This window comes from Aerosakkonema funiforme FACHB-1375 (genome assembly GCF_014696265.1).
Lineage (GTDB): Bacteria > Cyanobacteriota > Cyanobacteriia > Cyanobacteriales > Aerosakkonemataceae > Aerosakkonema > Aerosakkonema funiforme_A.
Map to the genome: position 1 here is coordinate 32,069 of NZ_JACJPW010000018.1, position 17,137 is coordinate 49,205.

The following is a 17,137-nucleotide window of genomic DNA, read 5'->3' on the forward strand; positions in this document are numbered from 1 at the left end:
GATCGATCACAGCCGCCCGATCGCGATTTCCAAACCGCGACAAACGCCGGCGAGAAAATCTAGGTTGAGGGTTTCGATGCGATCGCTCGCTTGATGATAATGGGGATTCCGCATAAAAGCCGTATCCGTAATCATCATCGCCCGATAACCGTTATCCCAAAAAGGTGCATGATCGCTGAGGCGAGTTTGGGGAACAATTGTACCTCTACTTGGCACTGGCAAAAACTCGCATTTCGTTCCACTTCCGCGAATATTTCCCCTCAGTTTTATTAAATCGGTCAGCGCGGTTAAGTTACCAATTAAAGCGATAAAATTACCGCGATCCGGATAGAAGCGTTCCAACCCAGCCGGGTAACGTTGGGAATTAGGAGAATCATCGCAATAACCCAACATTTCTAATGATATCATTAAACGCAATCGCTGTCCTTGTTGCTTCAATAAATCCGCATATGCTTGGCTACCTAACAAACCATATTCTTCCATATCAAAAGCCACAATTCGCACGGGATATTTAATCGGTTTCGCTGCGAAAGCTTTAGCTAATTCCAGTAATACAGCAACGCCTGTACCGTTATCATCCGCCGCCGGACTTCCCGGTACTCCATCATAATGTGCGCCAATTAAAATAGGTGGATATTCCTTACTAGAGGAAGGTAAATTGAGGATAAGGTTGTGATGAATTTTGCCATTTACTGTGAATTCGTGAGTTTCCACATTTCCCCATTGTTGCAATTGTGCGCGGATATATTGTTGTACGTAAAGATGAGCGATCGGCGAGAGGTAAGGATCGCGATCGCGCACAATTTCCGCGAGATGATTTTGCAATCGTTGTTTAAGATCCAAATTTGTTTATCCTTGCTAATTTAGCCAGTTGAGTACCTGAAGATCGGGTATTCGCTGAAAGTGAGCTTGGTTGTTTGTTACTACTGCTACCCCTAGCACCAATGCCGAAGCTGCAATTAAAATATCTGCATCTCCGGTCGGCAAGCCACGTTTTTTCAAATCAGCGTATATATCTGCTGCTTTTATGACAATTTCATCTGTTAGGGGTAAAACGATATTTTTGGCGCAAAAATTATTGAATAGGCTTATCTGTTTAGTTGCACCTTTCGCTTTTAGTCCCCGCAGAATTTCATAGCGAGTGATAATTGAAAAAGTAAACCGACTCTGTTCGGCTAAATATTCTGTCGCTTTCGTTATGACGATTGGATTCTGTCGCATGATAGCTGAAAGGATATCGGTATCTAAAATAACTTGTGCCACAACTTTTATGGGGTATGTCCGGTAAAGAAATTACTGCGATCGCCTGCAATTTGTTCTATTTCATTTATCTCCTCTTCAGATAAACCTTCGTAGACTTGAGCCGCTAATTTAAGCATTTCTTCTGGATTTAGTTTTGATGAGGTTTCAATTATTAATTTGACGGATTCTCCATCAGGTATTTCCGGTTTAGTTAAAGGGCGAAAAACACCTTGTTCGTAGATTGCATCTAGAGTTTGGATCATGCTGCTTTTTGGAAGTGGATGGGTAATATGATTATTATACAGGAATCTAAACAATTAGAGCCAACCAATATGGGGTGCTAATGGAGAGGGCAAAAATTATGGACGATCCAGAAATAAGGATTATTAGTTGGTTGAGAGAAATCTAAAAGTGCTTCTCCCAACTCTTCTAATTGTGCGATCGATAAAGTTTGAATTCTCGCTTGAAGTTCGGGAGTAAGCGCACCAATTCGACGGTGGAGTAACCGCAAAACCATTGATATTGCTCCTCTTCGTCGTCCTTTTTCTAGAATATCTTGATAAATGACAGATTCATACATAAATTTTTCTCTCAATAGTTGGTTAGCCAGGAAAACAAATAAAGCCCTCTGCGGACTTTATTTGTTTTTTATTTATGCTTGATGAGACTCTAACCAAGCAGTTAAATCTGTTGGTTGAGTGAAATCTAAAAGTGCTTCTCCCAAGTCTTCTAATTGTGCGATCGATAAACTTTGAATTCTCGCTTGAAGTTCCGGAGTAAACGTACCAATTCGACGGGTAAGCTGGCGCATAATCACAGTTACTTCTCCTCGTCGTTGTCCTTGTTCCAAGATATCTTGATAGGTGACAGACTCAAGCATAATTTCCTCTCTGAATAGTTGGCTAATCAAATTTTTGTCAAATCGCAAACCTGCAAGGACATATATACAGGCTGCCACATTTTGCCGTTGCGGGGTTTCTTCAATATTAGCGACCTGTTGGGCTACTTGCGCGAGTAAAGCCTGGGGTGAGTCGCTTCGCGCTAATGTCGCCAGCGGTAAAAGTCCAGAATTGGCTAACAGTGGCGCGGGGTCTTCTTCCCACATTCGGATGACTCGATAGCGATGGCGGGTGTTACGGGCGGTAAACTCATTGGTATAGGCGATTTCGGAAGTAGTGGATTTGAGAAAAATGACTACTTGTTCTACGTCGCAACGGTATTTTCGATACAGTCTCAGCCAGTAATCAAGCATCCGTAATGGTAGTGGCGGATCTGATGCTGGTAAGGTTTGAAATTCCAAGTGCAGAATTAGATTTGGGGTTTGTAGTAAGGTGATAGAATCGGCGCGAATTGGTTCCAGGCTGAGTTCTGTTTTTAATACTTGAATGTTAGATGTTTCGGATGGGAGTAGCCATTGGATAAATTCGGCGGGGTATTCTTCGGCGAGGTATTTACAAAGGTTGTCGGTGTTCAATGGTGGATTGGGTATTGAATAGATTTGGTTTGATATTATTTTATATTATATTGGAGAAAGCTAATGGAGATTGCAAAATTTATGGATGATACAGAAATAATGATTAAAGGAATAGAGGCTTTGCAAAAGTCTCTTGGTTCTGCGGCTGCATTGCGATTTCTCACACTTTTGCATCGGGAACCTACGAATTATGTGGAAGTTTCGCGGCGGCTTTATGAAGGGCAAACGATAGATGAGATATTTGCTAGGGCAAAGCAGAATTGGCAGGGGTAAATTAAGGTGGATTTGTTTATATAGATTTTGCATGAGTCGCATCAACCGCCTGCGATTCAAATCGCAGGCTAATAGCGAAAGTCCTCTGAAGAGGACTATGTTATAAAAGAATATTTTGGTTAGAGAAAACAATTGCTTTTGCTTTTTCTTCAGTCGTCTTTAGACGACTTTAGCTATTAGCCTGGGAATTGATTCCCAGGCGGGCTGTGTTCACCAACGAGTGATGTATTCCCAGGCGTTTTCCACAGCTTTAATTACTTTTTCTCTTCTCTTCATCAAGAATACCAGCACGACGAACTTTGATAATCAAGCTAGTACCTTCAGTCAGCATCCAAAGCACAGCATCCAGCGGAGGATATCCTTGGTAAACCCGGTAATTTCCTTCAACACTAATCAATAAAGCTTGCAAAATAAATAAAGCAGCAAGCGATTTTAATTCAATTTGTTGACGAGTATTTTTAACCGCTAATTTTGCTTTTTTCATATTGTCTACCTCGATAATTGCCTTCTGTATACCAAGTTAGACAGAGTTTATTTAATTGAGAATCGAAATAAGTAGAGCGAAGTATATCTTACGAGAAAGTAGATTTAAGTAGAACAATGTAGGATTTTGTAATTTATTACTTGCCATCGTCTTGGCACTTAAAATAGAATAGCTTTAAAGTTTCAGGCAATTAGAATTTATGAATCTGCCAAAATATGAAGATCAGGAAGCAGTATTTCTAGAAGCAATGGCAACCCGCTTTTGTTTTAGCGGCAAGAACCGAATTATATTTGTAGAACGCTTCCGGGAAAAGAATGCTGATTCAAACAATAAAAGTATTGCAGAATATTATCAAGTAGAGTTACTAGAAGGAACAAAGAATGGCATTGCTGAGACGATTTTTACCCAGCAGTTGAGTGCAATTTGCGACAAACTGGCAGAGGATGGATGTGATTTTAATGGTGCTACTAAAGGCAGGTGGAAAATTGCCAAACGCTGGCTGCGCGAGGTAATATTTCCCCAATGGGCGAAAGAGCAAGGTTTAGTAACTCCTCCACCATTTACTATTGACCAAATTTGGCAACAACTGAAAGCAAAGGCGAATGATTCTAACCTATTATAGGTGGTGCTAGCTGAAGAATTGCGTGAAGTGCCTGTCTTGGGGGCTAGGCGTAACAAGTCCCGAAAATCTGTGCCTGTGAATAGCGATATTAAATATGAGGTGAAAGTTGAACGCGAAGGATACTTAATATTATTGGAGAGGGAACCATCGGGGGCGGTTTGTTGTTTATGTCCTTCGGAATATGCGCCTAATTCTCGTTGCGCTACTGGGGTAATGGTTTTGCCGCAATGCCCCCCATCAGAGTATGCAACTTTTGGATCGGATGAGGTGGGAAGAGAGCAAATTTTAGCTTTGATTACGCAGGAATTGCCGCCTCTAGATTGGTTGGATAAAAGTAAAGATGAGGCTTTGGAATTGGAGCGAGAGGATTTGTATGGACTGCTGGAATATGTGGAAAAATATCCGGATTCTCAGGTGTTGTACACGGAATATACCGTAACACAATCATAACGCCATTGTAGGGGCGAAACATGATGGAATCTTGGGAACAGCTAAATCAACAGGTGATTACACTTTATCAGCAAGGTCAGTTCTATGAGGCAGCAGTAATTGCCGAACAAGTTTTAGATTTAGCATTTTCCCTTTATCAAGGTGATCATCCCGATGTAGCATTCAGTTTAAACAATTTGGCAGTACTTTACAAATCCCAAGGCAGATACAGTGAAGCGGAACCCCTGTACCAACAAGCACTGGCGATGAGACAGCGCCTATTTAAGGGCGATCATCCCGATGTGGCACAAAGTTTAAACAATTTGGCAGTACTTTACTACTCCCAAGGCAGATACAGTGAAGCGGCCCCCCTGTACCAACAAGCACTGGCGATGAAACAGAACTTGTTTAAGGGCGATCATCCCGATGTGGCACAAAGTTTGAACAATTTGGCGGAACTTTACAAATCCCAAGGCAGATACAGTGAAGCGGAACCCCTGTACCAACAAGCACTGGCGATCTGGCAGCGCCTATTTGAGGGCGATCATCCCGATGTGGCACTCAGTTTGAACAATTTGGCATTACTTTTCCAATCCCAAGGCAGATACAGTGAAGCGGAACTCCTGTACCAAGAAGCACTGGCGATGAAACAGAACTTGTTTAAGGGCGATCATCCCGATGTCGCGCTCAGTTTAAACAATTTGGCAGTACTTTACAAATCCCAAGGGAGATACAGTGAAGCGGAACCCCTGTGCCAAGAAGCACTGGCGATGTGGCAGCAGCTATTTGAGGGCGATCATCCCGATGTGGCACAAAGTTTAAACAATTTGGCAGTACTTTACAAATCCCAAGGCAGATACAGTGAAGCGGAACCTCTGTATCAACAAGCACTGGCGATGACACAACGCCTATTTAAGGGCGATCATCCCGATGTAGCACTCAGTTTGAACAATTTGGCATTACTTTTCCAATCCCAAGGCAGATACAGTGAAGCGGAACCCCTGTACCAACAAGCACTGGCGATCTGGCAGCGCCTATTTGAGGGCGATCATCCCGATGTAGCACGAAGTTTGAGTAATTTGGCAGTATTTTACGATTCTCAAGGCAGATACAGTGAAGCGGAACCTCTGTACCAACAAGCACTGGCGATGACACAACGCCTATTTAAGGGCGATTATCCCGATGTGGCACTCAGTTTGAACAATTTGGCAACACTTTACGATTCTCAAGGCAGATACAGTGAAGCGGAACCTTTGCACCAACAAGCACTGGCGATCTGGCAGCGCCTATTTGAGGGCGATTATCCCGATGTGGCACTCAGTTTGAACAATTTGGCAACACATTACGATTCTCAAGGCAGATACAGTGAAGCGGAACTCCTGTACCAAGAAGCACTGGTGATGACACAACGCCTGTTTAAGGGCGATCATCCCTATGTGGCACTCAGTTTGAACAATTTGGCGGAACTTTACAGATCCCAAGGCAGATACAGTGAAGCGGAACCCCTGTGCCAACAAGCACTGGCGATGTGGCAGCAGCTATTTGAGGGCGATCATCCCGATGTGGCACAAAGTTTGAACAATTTGGCATTACTTTTCCAATCCCAAGGCAAATACAGTGAAGCGGAACCCCTGTACCAACAAGCACTGGCGATGAGGCAGCGCCTATTTAAGGGCGATCATCCCGATGTAGCAAAAAGTTTGAATAATTTGGCAACCTTCTTAGCAGCCACCGATCGCCCTACGCAAGCGCTAGAACTGATCCAGCAAGCAGCAGCAATGGAAGGGCGAATGATTCGCCGCCAGTTTGCTTACAGTTCGGAACGCGATCGCCTCACCTATCTCGATAAGATCAGAAAAACATTAGAAGTTTTACTCTCCCTCGTCTGGCGCTACCTTTGCGACTCCCCAGAAGCAGTGCAAATTGCCCTCGATGTAGTGCTGCAACGCAAGTCCCTCAGCGCTTCTGCCCTTGCTGCTTTCAACTATGCTTTATTTAGCGGACGCTATCCCCACTTGCAAGAAGAATTTACTCAACTGCGCCGCCTCCAAGCAGAACTCGTTCATCTTACCTTCGATCCACCCCTCCCCGATCCAAAAGTTTCCGTAGAAACATACCAATCTCTGCGAAAAGCGCATCAAAAAAAGCTTGCCGAATTAGAAGCACAATGCCAACAATTAGAAAAGCAACTGGCATCCCAAGTCCCGGAAATTCAACTGCAAGAACAAGAAACGGATCGTCGCGCCGTCGCTTTGGAATTGCCGTCAGGTTCTACTTTAGTGGAATTTGTTCGCTTTAATCTATTTGATTTTACTGCCCCAGAAAAAACGCGATGGCAATCTGCCCAATATGTAGCGTTTATCTTACCTGCCCAACAACCAGATGCGGTGCAGATGATTAAATTAGGAGAAGCAGAACCAATTGATAAGTTAATTCGAGTTTTTCGAGAAGCATCTGCAAAACCTGGTAACTTGCTAGGCGCGAGAAAAAAACCGCAAACTCCCGATGCAGATAATGTCACTGTCGGGGAAAAACTGCGTCAACAAATTTTCGATCCGATCTTGGTTGGGTTAAGAAACCCGGTTTCTTGGAGAAACCGGGTTTCTGAAGATTCGCCGCCCAGAAACCCGGTTTTTTGGAAAAACCGGGTTTCTAAAGAACATTTCTTCATTGCACCCGATGGCGACTTAAACCTGCTGCCGTTTCAGATATTACCAATGCCAGAAACGGACAAGTTGCTGATGGATGAATACACTATTAGTTATCTGAGTGTCGGGCGAGATATCCTGCGGCGAAAAGTAGCGACAAACCGCCCCGTTTCGGATGCTTTGATTATCGCCGATCCTGATTTTAATTTAGCCGTTAGTAGTGAGGACTTCAGTCCTCAAATCGCTAAAGCGCTTACTACAAACTTATCAGCTTTAAGTTCTAGTTTTCACCCCGTACCGGAAACAGGCTTTTTAGGCAAAAGAGTTGCCGAAAAACTCGGCGTTAAACCCTATCTGCAACAAGAAGCTTTAGAACCTATTCTCACTAGCAGTAAATGTCCCCGCTTGTTGATGATTGCCACTCACGGTTACTTTGCCGAAGAAAATCAACCAGCTTATCTTAATTTAATTGTTCAACTCCTTAACTGTGCCAACGGTGAGGAACGAGAAATCTTACAAAAACACCCTCAATTGCTAGATGAAAAATTGCTGGAAATTATGGCAGATGTCGCCACTGATCTAGCTGACAACGATAACGAAAATAGCGCTAATTGGTTACGCAATTTCGCCAAGCAATTACCGGAAATCATCAAGGAAATAAACCCGAATAATTCAGAAACACATCGCCTCAACACCCAAATCGAAAACCCGATGATGCGTTCAGGACTTGCCTTTGCGGGTGCAGAAACTTGGCTAAAAGGTGGCAAACTTCCGCCAGAAGCAGGCAAAGGTTTTCTGTTCGCCCAAGATATCATCGGTATCGATTTATGGGAGAATGAAATCGCGATTTTAGTTGCCTGCGAAACTGCGATCGGCGATATCAAAAATGGTGAAGGCGTATTCGGTTTACGTCGCGCTTTTGCCGTCGCTGGAGCGAAAACTTTGGTAATGAGTTTGTGGTCAGTTCCCACGAAAGCAACCGTGCTACTGATGGAGCGATTTTTTGATAATTTGCAGCGCGGTTTAAGACGGGTTGATGCGTTACAAGAAGCGCAAAATTATATTCGCAGAATTACGATCGAAGAATTGCAACAATTTCCTCTCGGTTGTGAGGTAATCGATGAACTTTTGACATTAAAAATATTATCAGAAAGTAGGCTATCTTGTCAAGAGTTTAGACCGATCGAGCATAAATTTTTCTGGGGTGCTTGGGTTTGTCAGGGAGAGACAAATGAGTTGAAATAAAGGTACGTAGTTGCGCTTTAGCGCCAAATAAGAGCGCTGAAGCGCAACTACGTACCTGAAAATTATCCCTTTTGAATGATTAAATGAGTTGGTTTGTAAGTACGAATAAAGTTACTCATCACTTCCCTTTCTTCAATAGTTGGAGTTGCCAAACAACCGGAAGTTCCCGTTTGGGAATTGTTCTTAAATGCTGACGGATCGTAGTGAACTCCCAGTCCGCTGCGATTTGTCTTGAAAGTAGGTGTAACGGGTGACCAAACACCGCCAAATTCTCCAGAAGCTTTATCGACAGCACCTGGGCGATCGAATGTATAAACACCAAACGGAATAGGCGTTTGAGAACCTGCTACATCAGCGGGCGTTTGTTTGCTGACTCTCCCAGAAACGCACCGCACTGTATTCACAACTTTGCCCGTACTATCAATCAATTGGGTGCGGTAAACTTTTAACCCGCCGGCAATAGTTTCGTTCGTCTGAGTAGCGACAACTTTCGCTCCTTTTATCGAGTGAGAATTATCGTTATTGTTATCAGTTGAAGTTTCCCTCACAAGAAATTCTAAAGCGACCCAACGATTTGTGCCAATCTGCACCCAATTCCTTCCCCCAGCGGCTACCGGGTCGCCCGTCACCGATACCTTCGTACCGTTGGCAATTGTATCGACAACTAAACCGTTGGCGCTAGAACGTACATTCAAGGGGTCGCCTTGAGTTCTCACAGTAGCGGTGTAACTCATTTTTCCTTCCTTTACAGAATCTTAAGAAATGTTACAATCTTAAACTAAACTTAAGATTTAGCGAGCTGTTTTATGCCTATTGTACGCATCCACCAGATCGTTGTCTTGCAGGAATACCTGCTGCTGGTCTTCCACACCAATAGTACTGGGTGGCAGTTTCGGGTGACTAACTCGACAGGGAAAGTTTTTGGGATGCAACTGGCTTATGAGACGCCTGATGCAGCTGAGAGGGTGGGGCGCAATTGGATTGATTATAGATGCAATTTCAGAAGCCAAAAATAACGCACAAAACGATATTTTGCATCTTTGCATAACAACAAATAATTAGACATCTCCAAAAATTCTTGTGGGGTAGGCATCCTGCCTGCCCTTTGAGATTCTTTTGGAGGATATGTCTAATGGTGCGTTACACTGCGTTAACGCACCCTACAAACAAGCACTATGGTTTGGGTGAAATTCCTTTTTCTTCCAGGCAACGCTTAAATTCAACTTCCGCTTCTGTCGGTTCGGGATTATCGGTAACTTTCAAAGCACCGACAAGTTGATGAGAACCTCTTTTATCTAACGGTCTATCTAACTCAGCAACGGTATCTTTGTCGCCATTAGCTAAATACTGTCTGCATTCTCCTATGGCATCGATTCGCATTTCCCTGGATCTGGCAACGTCAGAATCTCCTTCTGTAAGATGGGTAGGTGTGCCTGATGTAGGGGATGAAATTGCTAAGGCGGAGAAAGCAGGTAAACCGAACATCCAGACAGTGATAGCTAGGAGTACTGTTGTGGCTGTGCGGTAAACTAGCTGAAAGCTTCTGTGCAAGTTAATCACGATCGCATTCCTTTGATGTTGAATCAGTCTGTCATCTGTTATGTTAATTAAGGTCGCACAAAAACTAATGTTCCTTGAGAAAGATTAAATACAAGCTGCTACTACCTCAGACGCACTTAGGGAAAATTTGGAGAAGCTGGAGTGGCGATCGCACCAACTGCCAGCTTCTTAAATACAGCCCTTTACCGCTTAGGAAAGCAGCGCTTGAGCGCTGAGAATAAACGTTTCATTTACCGAATCTACACTCCGCACTGAAAGAGTGGGAGACTCAACAACCGCGACTAAATCTAACTGAGGAGTATTTCCCCCGCTAACAATCGCAAAAATATTAGTTTTAAATGTTTCATTTGATGTTTGGATGACATAATCTTCCGGTTTTCCTGCTAATTGGATTAGATCGAGACCCGGTACAATAGCATCACCGCCCAGAATATCGAAGTGGGAGATTAATGCGTAGTCGGCATCTCCTTGACCTACGTAAAACTTTGACGGGGTGGGATTGGAGGCGCTGCGACCGACACCGATAATAAAGCGATCGCTCACACCCGAATTAGAGCCAATCAAGGTATCGACTTCGCCAACTCCCAAACTGGTAGGAACAATTTCCGGAGTCGCTCCAGTAATTACATCAATAGCAACTCCGGTAATTGTAGAGTTACCCGTGTCAAAAGCACTCACATAGTCATTGCCGTTGCTGCCACTTAAAAAGGCAGGACGAGACTCATTTCTGCCAGACTTTGTGTAATGTTCCAAGGCGGAACTAAAAACGCCAGAACTAACTGCTGCCGCTACATCCGGATTGAAGGCTAAATAAACTTCTTCGTTGAAAGCCGAAGCCTGACGACCCTCATTTTTCCCGATTTGAATGAAATGGGAAAAACCAGAAGCAAAAATTCCTGCCGCTACGGCATTAGCAACATCGGGATTGCGCTGCAAATAAAACCTTTCATTGTAGAAAGCGTCCGATATTACCCGACCTTCTGCTTCGCCAGTTTGGATAAAGTGCGCCAAAGCAGAGGGTAACTCTCCCTGCATCACCTTTGACAAGACATCGAAATTATTGGGCAAGAAACCAGAGCCATAGTAACCGCCTTCGCTCCAGAATCGCGAAACGGAAGTTCGTCCCTCTTGCATTCCAACTAATTGAAAATGTTGCAGACCAGACTGAAAAGTTCCGGCTTTAACAGCCACCGCTACATCTGGATTCTTTTCCAAGTAATAACCTTCGTCAAATATGGCAAAACTCATGGTCACGCAGTATAAAATAGATCGCGGTTGGGGTAAGGGGACTCGCAAATAGTTATCCCCAATTCCCAAACAAGTGATACAAGTCGATGAATTTATTTACGGAAAATTGTCAGTTGTTAGTTGTCAGTCGTCAGTTGTTAGTTGTTCGGTGAGCGAGTCTCCTACTTCTTTTGAGAGACGTTGTGCAACAGATTTTTATGGCAACCTAATAAATAGACATCTCCTCCAAAAGAATCTCAAAGGCAGGCAGGATGCCTACCCCACCAGAATTTTTGGAGATGTCTAAAGTAACCATTCCTTCCACCTTGCAGGAGAACGTTCATGTCAGTTGTGCTGGTCGGTACAGAAGGGGGAGTTTTTCAACTCGATAACAGTTCCCACGATATCCGAGAGGAGGCGGGGTCTCCTTCCGTATCGTTTTTAGCATCGGCTGGTGCAACTGTCTTTGCTTTCTCGCGAGAGGGTGCAATTTGGGTACGCAGCAAACAGAATAACTGGCAAAAAGTTAACGAAAAACCCGTTAAGGAAGAAGTTTGGTCGTTTGCAGCTGACCCCGCCAAGTCTGGGCGACTGTATTTGGGTGTTTCCCCGGCTATGCTGTACCTCAGCGATGATGGCGGAGAAAGTTGGAGGGAAGTCGAATCGATTCGAGGAATTCCGGGATACGAGACTTGGACTTTTCCTCCACCGCCGCACATTCCGCACGTCCGCTATATTTCTCCCGACCCCCAGGTAGCTGGCGGTGTGTACATCGCGGTGGAAGAAGGCGGCATCTATCACAGCATTGATGGGTGTCAGACGTGGAAAAGTCTGAACGAGGGACTGTATTGGGATGTGCATACGGTGATTCCGACTCTCAACAGTCTCAGGCTGTATGCGACGACAGGCAAGGGTTTTCATCGCAGCAGTGATGGCGGACTGCACTGGCAATATTCGATGAATGGGTTAGATCGCAAATATACTGTTTCTTGCGTAACGATGCCAACGCAACCGCAGAAGGTGTTCGCAGCAGCAGCGGCGGGGCCACCTCCAACTTGGTCTAGGGGTGCTAATGTGGGGATATATCGCAGCTATGATGGCGGTGAGAACTGGGTGCAGTTGCAGGAGAGTTTGCCAGAACAGTTCGATCGCATGGTGCTGTTAACGATCGATAATGCTGGCGATATTTGGGCTGCAAGTGGGGATAAGGTTTTCAGCAGTTCGGATGATGGTGAAAGTTGGCAATTGGTGGCCAAAGATTTGCCGAATGTGCGATCGCTTGCTATATATACGAATCTACAAGCTAATTCTTGACAGAAATTCGGGCACTCCTTGAATACCCAAATTAAGACTCAATACTGCCCCCGCGCCCGTACCTTCTTCATCCCGATTATCGCCACCAGCTGTAGTGATGTAAAGATCGATTTTAGAGCCCTCGGTCTTCTTGCGATCGCTCTCCAGTCTGATTTTCTATTCTTGTTGTGCCTGCATTCCTCAATATCGATAAATCTGCTTGCGCCGTAGTAAGAGGTTTGGTACCGCTGCATAAGCCGGTTGTCAATTCAGCGTCTTCATTGCCAGCATAAACGAGGTACTCTTTACCTTTTTCAAAATTGTAGCCGCAACTGGCGCTAGAACGAGATGTCATTACTACAGCTTGTCTGCTAATTCTACCTTTCCAAACTTTGGAAACTTCAAATGTAACTTTCACTTCTGTAAAAAGTCGATCGGCTTCGTTGTCGTTATTTGGTTGGCGATCGACTGCACGCTGACGCACAACAATATCGGTTACTTTACCAGCAAAAACGGCTCTCGCTTGTTGATAGCTTCGTCTGGGGTTAGCGGGAAGACAACTACAGGCATCGGCAGGATTGGCATTTAAAAGCATTAATAAGCTGGCAGCAACAAGTAGGATTTTTTTCATAACTTACACCTGATGATAGGGGTCGTTCAACCGAAAGCATTGACCTCTACTTCACAGGGAAAGTTCCGCTGCTTTTTCCGGGATTCTGACTTGCTGCTTCTGGCTTGACAACCAACAATTGTTAAGCTTGCCCATAAAGCAGCAATTATGGGTTGTTTTTTGGCTTTTCTAATTTGTCGAATCCAGGTTTTCGTTTGCATATACCCTGCTTATTTGGGGACTGGAATGCCACGTAATTAATGTCTCATCCAAATAGGAATTTTCAGGACGAGGGAGACAAATTTCCGCCGTGGAGCGGCGATAGCTGCTAGTGAGCGGATTCGATCGAATTATTTATTACTTAAGATAGATGCAATCGGTAATATAATAGCATTGTATGATGGTTTTTTGCTTTAAGCAGGAGATATACATGGTGCAAAGTCAAGAGCTAGAAGTGTTGCATCCCAAACTTCTGGCCGATGTCGAAGGTTTGCGGGGCCAGAAGGAGCGGTTAACGCTGTCTGCAATGGCGGAACGGGGCAATTTGGTTGAAGGGCAACTTTACACAACCAATGTGCAAGAAGTTGCCAAAACGCTTCAGTCGGTGTCCAAACCACGGGGAGATTAGTTTGTCGGCATTCTGCCCGAAACGGGTGAGGTGGAAGCGATCGACCTAGTGGAAAGAAAGAGTGGCGATCGCCGAACTGCAAACCTCCCATCCCGGATCTGCCGTTAGTTCCCATGTTACGCTCAGTATGGAGGTAGCTTATACTATTTTGTCTTATCTGCGATCGCCTAGTAGCTGATTAGACAACGCAGACCAAAGACTATATTTAGCAAAACAACAGGGTAGCAATCAAATTATACATTCTTATCGTGGCAATTTCTGACACTATTTAAATGTAAGAGAGACTTATGAATTTAGCTTCTGAAGTTCAGATATTTGGAGAATTTTTGGCAGAAATACCTGCCAGCAACGAGTATCTCACACTCAACTTTTCTCCGCATTCCGCTCCCCGCAAACGTCGCTGGCAACACAACGGTATATCGGCAGATTTCTTGGGCGACTACTTTGCAGCTTTTTTTCCGGGCGAGCCGACTGAAGACAGCAAAATCAACCGCAAAGATACCGTCAAAGGAATTGTCAGCTATATTGCCAACGAGCTTTTGGAAAATGCAGTTAAATACAGCGATGAGTCTGCCAATCTGCCGATCGGCATTACTTTATATTTGTACGAACACGAACTGATATTTAATGTTACAAATTATGCTAACCGGGAAAGGGTGGAAAAATATCAGGACTTTATCCGGGAATTGCTCGATTCCGATCCGGATGAGTTCTATACCCGCCAACTGGAAAAAACCGCGCTGGGAAACGGCGAATCCAATATGGGCTTGCTGACCACGATCAACGATTATTCAGCCCGCTTGAGCTGGAAATTCGAGCAGGTGGATCGGTATCCAGACATAATTCATGTAAGCGCGATCGCACGTTTAGCTGTCTAAACTTTTCCATCTATAATTCTAATCGGCAGACAGGTGCGAGCATCCGAATATGCCATTAGAGTTAGGATTGAAAGTTGAGTAGTAGGTACAATTCTTTATGGCAAGGAGTACGGAACTGGTGGAAATCAAAACCGAGGACTATTATATCTGGCACGACCCGGAAACCTCAACAGTGTTTTTTCGGGGCTTCCTGCGATTGGCTGGTATAGAAGAATATAAACCTGTCATGGATTTGTTGCTAGGTGCGCTCGAAAAATCTCCCAATTTCACCATTAACTTGCGCGAGCTGCAATTTCTCAATAGCTCCGGCATCAGTATGCTATCTATGTTTGTGATTAAAGTGCGGGAGAAAGGCAACGTAAATCTCGCTCTCCAAGGTTCAGAAAAGATTCTTTGGCAGACCAAATCCTTAAAGAACCTCCAACGCTTGATGCCTGGGTTAAAAGTGGAGTTTGCTTGATGGGATATGATGAACGCAGAGCAAATCACCAATCGAGAAGCCGCACTTTTAGCGGAGATAGAACGTCTCCGCCAAGAAGTGGCTCACCTAAAACAAACTAATAGCGATCTGGAAATTGCTCTGCTTACGACTATAGAACATGGCGATCTCATAGAAGCCGAGTTGCACGAATCTAACCAAAAGTTGCAGGCAGAAATCGGCGAACGCCAGCTGGCACAAGCAACGTTACAAGAAATTTTAGAAACGGCTTCTCAAGATAAGGCTGACCTGGAAATAATGCTTCAGACGACAAGAGAACACGGCGATGCAGTGGAGTATCAGTTATATACTCAAGCCGTGGAAACGATGCGCCAAAGCGAGGAGCTATTTCGGGCGATCTCCGAGTCCACATCTATTTTGATGATTTTGACTCAGCAGCAGAATGGGATGATTTCCTATGCCAATACAGCTTCCAGCGAGATGCTGAAAATCGATGTGCAAACTTTGATCGGAACAAAGGTGCAAGCATTTTTTGCCAATCCGGATGACGAGCAAAAAATCAACGATTTGCTGTCAGTGCAAGGCCATGTACGGGATTACGAAATGCAGGTGAAGAGACAAGATGGTAGCCTGTTTTGGGTATCGGCTTCCGTGCATCCTTTGCGTCTTGCGGAAGTGTCAAGTTTGCTGACAACACTATACGATATCAGCGATCGCAAAGAAGCAGAATCTGCCTTGCGTCAGTCGCAAGAAAAACTGCAAAAGCAGGCACAGCAATTGGAACAGATAGTGGAACAACGCACCCAGGAACTGCGACTTTCTGAGGAGAAATATCGCAGCATCTTTGAAAATGCGATCGAGGGGATCTTTCAAATGAGTGGGGACGGACGCTATTTGAATGCGAATCCCGCATTGGCAAAGATGTACGGTTACGAATCTCCTGCGGAATTAATTGCCAGCGTCAAACATATTGGTAAGCAACTATACGTGCAACCCCAGAGATGGGAGGAATTGCTTGCTTATTTGAAGGGACTCGATTCGCTTAGCGGGTTCGAGTCACAAGTTTACTGCAAAGATGGCAGCACTATCTGGATATCAGAAGATGTCCGCGCAATTTACGATCGCGATGGTTCTTTGCACTATGAGGGAAGCGTGCGCGATATTAGCGATCGCAAGGCGGCGGAAGCAGAATTGCGCCAGCAAAGGTTTCTCTCGGAACGGTTGTTGCTCAACGTATTACCTCAATTGATTGCAGAAAGGTTGAAACGAGGAGAAAAGACGATCGCAGAAAACTTTGCTGAAGTTACAGTTCTGTTTGCCGATATTGCCAACTTCACCCAACTCTCTTCCGAGGTATCTCCAAAAGAACTGGTAAAGTTACTAAATGATATTTTCTCTGCGTTCGACTTATTGGCAGACCGACATGGTGTGGAAAAAATCAAAACTATTGGGGATGCTTACATGGTGGTAGGCGGATTACCCAAACCCAGACCAGATCATATCGTTGCCATTGCTGATATGGCATTGGATATGCAGCAAGAAATCCTCCAATTCCGTACACCAGGCAACCAACCTATTGCGCTGCGAATTGGCATTCATACCGGCGCTGTGGTAGCTGGAGTCATCGGTAGACGCAAACCCATTTACGACCTGTGGGGAGATACGGTCAATGTTGCCAGTCGTATGGAATCTCAAGGAGAACCCGGACAAATTCAAGTCAGTCAAACAGTTTACGAACATCTCCAGAAAAACTACCGCTTTCAGGAACGCGGTACTATTTCCATCAAGGGGAAGGGATTGATGAATACTTACTGGTTGCTCGGTCACAAAAAGGCGAGAGACTTTCGATCGACCTCCGTTACAAACGAGTGATTTTTACAGATTAATTATTCATTGTTGATAGTTAATTGTACATTGCGCCGCGTGAATTTTTCCCTAATCAAAAAGTCCGTTTGCATCGATAGTACATGAATGATGTTAAGGATTGTCTACACCGAATCATTATATATAAATTTGTTAAATTAGTGGCAGTTAAGGGCAAACATCGAGTAAATTGGCGCACAATAGCCAAAAATTAGCCAAGAG

Annotated in this window: 22 protein-coding genes; 11 read left to right on the forward strand and 11 right to left on the reverse strand. The window is 44.5% G+C overall.

Annotated features, from left to right (window positions below; all coding sequences use genetic code 11):
• Positions 1–6 precede the first annotated feature (6 nt).
• The 5 genes from H6G03_RS09165 to H6G03_RS09185 all read right to left on the reverse strand — a co-directional run bounded on the left by H6G03_RS09165 (position 7) and on the right by H6G03_RS09185 (position 2,716).
• Entirely contained in the window at positions 7–843 is an 837-nt protein-coding gene (locus H6G03_RS09165) for a M28 family peptidase (RefSeq protein WP_190464019.1), read from the reverse strand.
• A gap of 15 nt (positions 844–858) precedes the next feature.
• Entirely contained in the window at positions 859–1,263 is a 405-nt protein-coding gene (locus tag H6G03_RS09170) for a PIN domain-containing protein (RefSeq protein WP_190464020.1), read from the reverse strand.
• A gap of 5 nt (positions 1,264–1,268) precedes the next feature.
• Positions 1,269–1,505, reverse strand: a complete 237-nt coding sequence (locus H6G03_RS09175) for an antitoxin family protein (RefSeq protein ID WP_190464021.1) — start codon at positions 1,503–1,505, stop codon at positions 1,269–1,271.
• 77 nt (positions 1,506–1,582) lie between these two features.
• The gene (locus H6G03_RS09180; protein WP_190464022.1) at positions 1,583–1,822 is read right to left on the reverse strand and encodes a DUF4351 domain-containing protein; all 240 of its coding nucleotides are present in this window, start codon (positions 1,820–1,822) and stop codon (positions 1,583–1,585) included.
• 72 nt (positions 1,823–1,894) lie between these two features.
• Positions 1,895–2,716 carry a DUF4351 domain-containing protein gene (locus tag H6G03_RS09185; RefSeq protein ID WP_190464023.1) on the reverse strand — a complete coding sequence of 274 codons (822 nt, stop codon included), beginning with the start codon at positions 2,714–2,716 and terminating at the stop codon, positions 1,895–1,897.
• A gap of 63 nt (positions 2,717–2,779) precedes the next feature.
• Between H6G03_RS09185 and H6G03_RS09190 the strand changes: the two genes are divergently transcribed.
• A complete protein-coding gene (locus tag H6G03_RS09190) occupies positions 2,780–2,989 on the forward strand; it encodes a hypothetical protein (RefSeq protein WP_190464024.1) in 210 nt (69 codons plus the stop codon).
• A 250-nt stretch (positions 2,990–3,239) separates the two neighbouring features.
• Here the strand turns inward: H6G03_RS09190 and H6G03_RS09195 are convergent, their stop codons facing one another.
• Positions 3,240–3,473: a hypothetical protein gene (locus H6G03_RS09195; RefSeq protein ID WP_190464025.1), complete on the reverse strand. Its 234-nt coding sequence runs from the start codon at positions 3,471–3,473 to the stop codon at positions 3,240–3,242.
• A gap of 199 nt (positions 3,474–3,672) precedes the next feature.
• On the opposite strand from H6G03_RS09195, the gene H6G03_RS09200 reads away from it, so the two are divergent.
• The 3 genes from H6G03_RS09200 (at position 3,673) to H6G03_RS09210 (ending at position 8,417) form a co-directional block, all read left to right on the forward strand.
• Positions 3,673–4,095: a hypothetical protein gene (locus tag H6G03_RS09200; protein ID WP_190464026.1), complete on the forward strand. Its 423-nt coding sequence runs from the start codon at positions 3,673–3,675 to the stop codon at positions 4,093–4,095.
• A gap of 69 nt (positions 4,096–4,164) precedes the next feature.
• Positions 4,165–4,545 (forward strand): DUF4384 domain-containing protein, encoded by a 381-nt coding sequence (locus H6G03_RS09205; protein WP_190464027.1) that lies wholly within the window; start codon positions 4,165–4,167, stop codon positions 4,543–4,545.
• Positions 4,546–4,565: 20 nt separating this feature from the next.
• Positions 4,566–8,417 (forward strand): CHAT domain-containing protein, encoded by a 3,852-nt coding sequence (locus H6G03_RS09210; RefSeq protein WP_190464028.1) that lies wholly within the window; start codon positions 4,566–4,568, stop codon positions 8,415–8,417.
• Between the two features lie 62 nt (positions 8,418–8,479).
• Here the strand turns inward: H6G03_RS09210 and H6G03_RS09215 are convergent, their stop codons facing one another.
• Entirely contained in the window at positions 8,480–9,151 is a 672-nt protein-coding gene (locus tag H6G03_RS09215; protein WP_190464029.1) for an SH3 domain-containing protein, read from the reverse strand.
• A gap of 72 nt (positions 9,152–9,223) precedes the next feature.
• Between H6G03_RS09215 and H6G03_RS09220 the strand changes: the two genes are divergently transcribed.
• Positions 9,224–9,433 (forward strand): hypothetical protein, encoded by a 210-nt coding sequence (locus H6G03_RS09220; protein ID WP_190464030.1) that lies wholly within the window; start codon positions 9,224–9,226, stop codon positions 9,431–9,433.
• Between the two features lie 157 nt (positions 9,434–9,590).
• Here H6G03_RS09220 and H6G03_RS09225 read toward each other — a convergent pair whose 3' ends face one another.
• The gene (locus H6G03_RS09225) at positions 9,591–9,977 is read right to left on the reverse strand and encodes a hypothetical protein (protein WP_190464031.1); all 387 of its coding nucleotides are present in this window, start codon (positions 9,975–9,977) and stop codon (positions 9,591–9,593) included.
• A 189-nt stretch (positions 9,978–10,166) separates the two neighbouring features.
• Positions 10,167–11,225 carry a hypothetical protein gene (locus H6G03_RS09230; protein ID WP_190464032.1) on the reverse strand — a complete coding sequence of 353 codons (1,059 nt, stop codon included), beginning with the start codon at positions 11,223–11,225 and terminating at the stop codon, positions 10,167–10,169.
• 73 nt (positions 11,226–11,298) lie between these two features.
• Between H6G03_RS09230 and H6G03_RS09235 the strand changes: the two genes are divergently transcribed.
• Both H6G03_RS09235 and H6G03_RS09240 read left to right on the forward strand, forming a co-directional pair.
• On the forward strand, positions 11,299–11,511 hold the full coding sequence (locus H6G03_RS09235) for a hypothetical protein (protein WP_190464033.1): 213 nt from the start codon (positions 11,299–11,301) through the stop codon (positions 11,509–11,511).
• A 35-nt stretch (positions 11,512–11,546) separates the two neighbouring features.
• On the forward strand, positions 11,547–12,518 hold the full coding sequence (locus tag H6G03_RS09240) for an exo-alpha-sialidase (protein ID WP_190464034.1): 972 nt from the start codon (positions 11,547–11,549) through the stop codon (positions 12,516–12,518).
• A 112-nt stretch (positions 12,519–12,630) separates the two neighbouring features.
• On the opposite strand, the gene H6G03_RS09245 is transcribed toward H6G03_RS09240, so the two are convergent.
• Together H6G03_RS09245 and H6G03_RS09250 are read right to left on the reverse strand one after the other, a co-directional pair.
• The gene (locus H6G03_RS09245; RefSeq protein WP_190464035.1) at positions 12,631–13,128 is read right to left on the reverse strand and encodes a hypothetical protein; all 498 of its coding nucleotides are present in this window, start codon (positions 13,126–13,128) and stop codon (positions 12,631–12,633) included.
• A 26-nt stretch (positions 13,129–13,154) separates the two neighbouring features.
• On the reverse strand, positions 13,155–13,328 hold the full coding sequence (locus H6G03_RS09250) for a hypothetical protein (RefSeq protein ID WP_190464036.1): 174 nt from the start codon (positions 13,326–13,328) through the stop codon (positions 13,155–13,157).
• A 209-nt stretch (positions 13,329–13,537) separates the two neighbouring features.
• On the opposite strand from H6G03_RS09250, the gene H6G03_RS09255 reads away from it, so the two are divergent.
• From H6G03_RS09255 to H6G03_RS09270, 4 genes are all read left to right on the forward strand, one after another.
• Positions 13,538–13,735: a hypothetical protein gene (locus tag H6G03_RS09255; protein ID WP_190464037.1), complete on the forward strand. Its 198-nt coding sequence runs from the start codon at positions 13,538–13,540 to the stop codon at positions 13,733–13,735.
• Between the two features lie 287 nt (positions 13,736–14,022).
• Positions 14,023–14,613 carry a slr1658 superfamily regulator gene (locus tag H6G03_RS09260; RefSeq protein WP_190464038.1) on the forward strand — a complete coding sequence of 197 codons (591 nt, stop codon included), beginning with the start codon at positions 14,023–14,025 and terminating at the stop codon, positions 14,611–14,613.
• Positions 14,614–14,710: 97 nt separating this feature from the next.
• A complete protein-coding gene (locus tag H6G03_RS09265; RefSeq protein ID WP_199315223.1) occupies positions 14,711–15,073 on the forward strand; it encodes a slr1659 superfamily regulator in 363 nt (120 codons plus the stop codon).
• Between the two features lie 6 nt (positions 15,074–15,079).
• Positions 15,080–16,924 carry an adenylate/guanylate cyclase domain-containing protein gene (locus H6G03_RS09270; protein ID WP_242056859.1) on the forward strand — a complete coding sequence of 615 codons (1,845 nt, stop codon included), beginning with the start codon at positions 15,080–15,082 and terminating at the stop codon, positions 16,922–16,924.
• The last annotated feature ends 213 nt before the right edge of the window (positions 16,925–17,137 follow it).

Bases quoted from the DNA above. Each gene is read 5' to 3' on its own strand.
- H6G03_RS09175 (WP_190464021.1), bottom strand. From the start codon at position 1,505: ATGATCCAAACTCTAGATGCAATCTACGAACAAGGTGTTTTTCGCCCT.
- H6G03_RS09230 (WP_190464032.1), bottom strand. From the start codon at position 11,225: ATGAGTTTTGCCATATTTGACGAAGGTTATTACTTGGAAAAGAATCCA.
- H6G03_RS09250 (WP_190464036.1), bottom strand. From the start codon at position 13,328: ATGCAAACGAAAACCTGGATTCGACAAATTAGAAAAGCCAAAAAACAA.
- H6G03_RS09210 (WP_190464028.1), top strand. From the start codon at position 4,566: ATGATGGAATCTTGGGAACAGCTAAATCAACAGGTGATTACACTTTAT.
- H6G03_RS09220 (WP_190464030.1), top strand. From the start codon at position 9,224: ATGCCTATTGTACGCATCCACCAGATCGTTGTCTTGCAGGAATACCTG.
- H6G03_RS09190 (WP_190464024.1), top strand. From the start codon at position 2,780: ATGGAGATTGCAAAATTTATGGATGATACAGAAATAATGATTAAAGGA.
- H6G03_RS09200 (WP_190464026.1), top strand. From the start codon at position 3,673: ATGAATCTGCCAAAATATGAAGATCAGGAAGCAGTATTTCTAGAAGCA.
- H6G03_RS09215 (WP_190464029.1), bottom strand. From the start codon at position 9,151: ATGAGTTACACCGCTACTGTGAGAACTCAAGGCGACCCCTTGAATGTA.
- H6G03_RS09260 (WP_190464038.1), top strand. From the start codon at position 14,023: ATGAATTTAGCTTCTGAAGTTCAGATATTTGGAGAATTTTTGGCAGAA.
- H6G03_RS09245 (WP_190464035.1), bottom strand. From the start codon at position 13,128: ATGAAAAAAATCCTACTTGTTGCTGCCAGCTTATTAATGCTTTTAAAT.
- H6G03_RS09195 (WP_190464025.1), bottom strand. From the start codon at position 3,473: ATGAAAAAAGCAAAATTAGCGGTTAAAAATACTCGTCAACAAATTGAA.
- H6G03_RS09265 (WP_199315223.1), top strand. From the start codon at position 14,711: ATGGCAAGGAGTACGGAACTGGTGGAAATCAAAACCGAGGACTATTAT.
- H6G03_RS09240 (WP_190464034.1), top strand. From the start codon at position 11,547: ATGTCAGTTGTGCTGGTCGGTACAGAAGGGGGAGTTTTTCAACTCGAT.
- H6G03_RS09270 (WP_242056859.1), top strand. From the start codon at position 15,080: ATGATGAACGCAGAGCAAATCACCAATCGAGAAGCCGCACTTTTAGCG.
- H6G03_RS09255 (WP_190464037.1), top strand. From the start codon at position 13,538: ATGGTGCAAAGTCAAGAGCTAGAAGTGTTGCATCCCAAACTTCTGGCC.
- H6G03_RS09180 (WP_190464022.1), bottom strand. From the start codon at position 1,822: ATGTATGAATCTGTCATTTATCAAGATATTCTAGAAAAAGGACGACGA.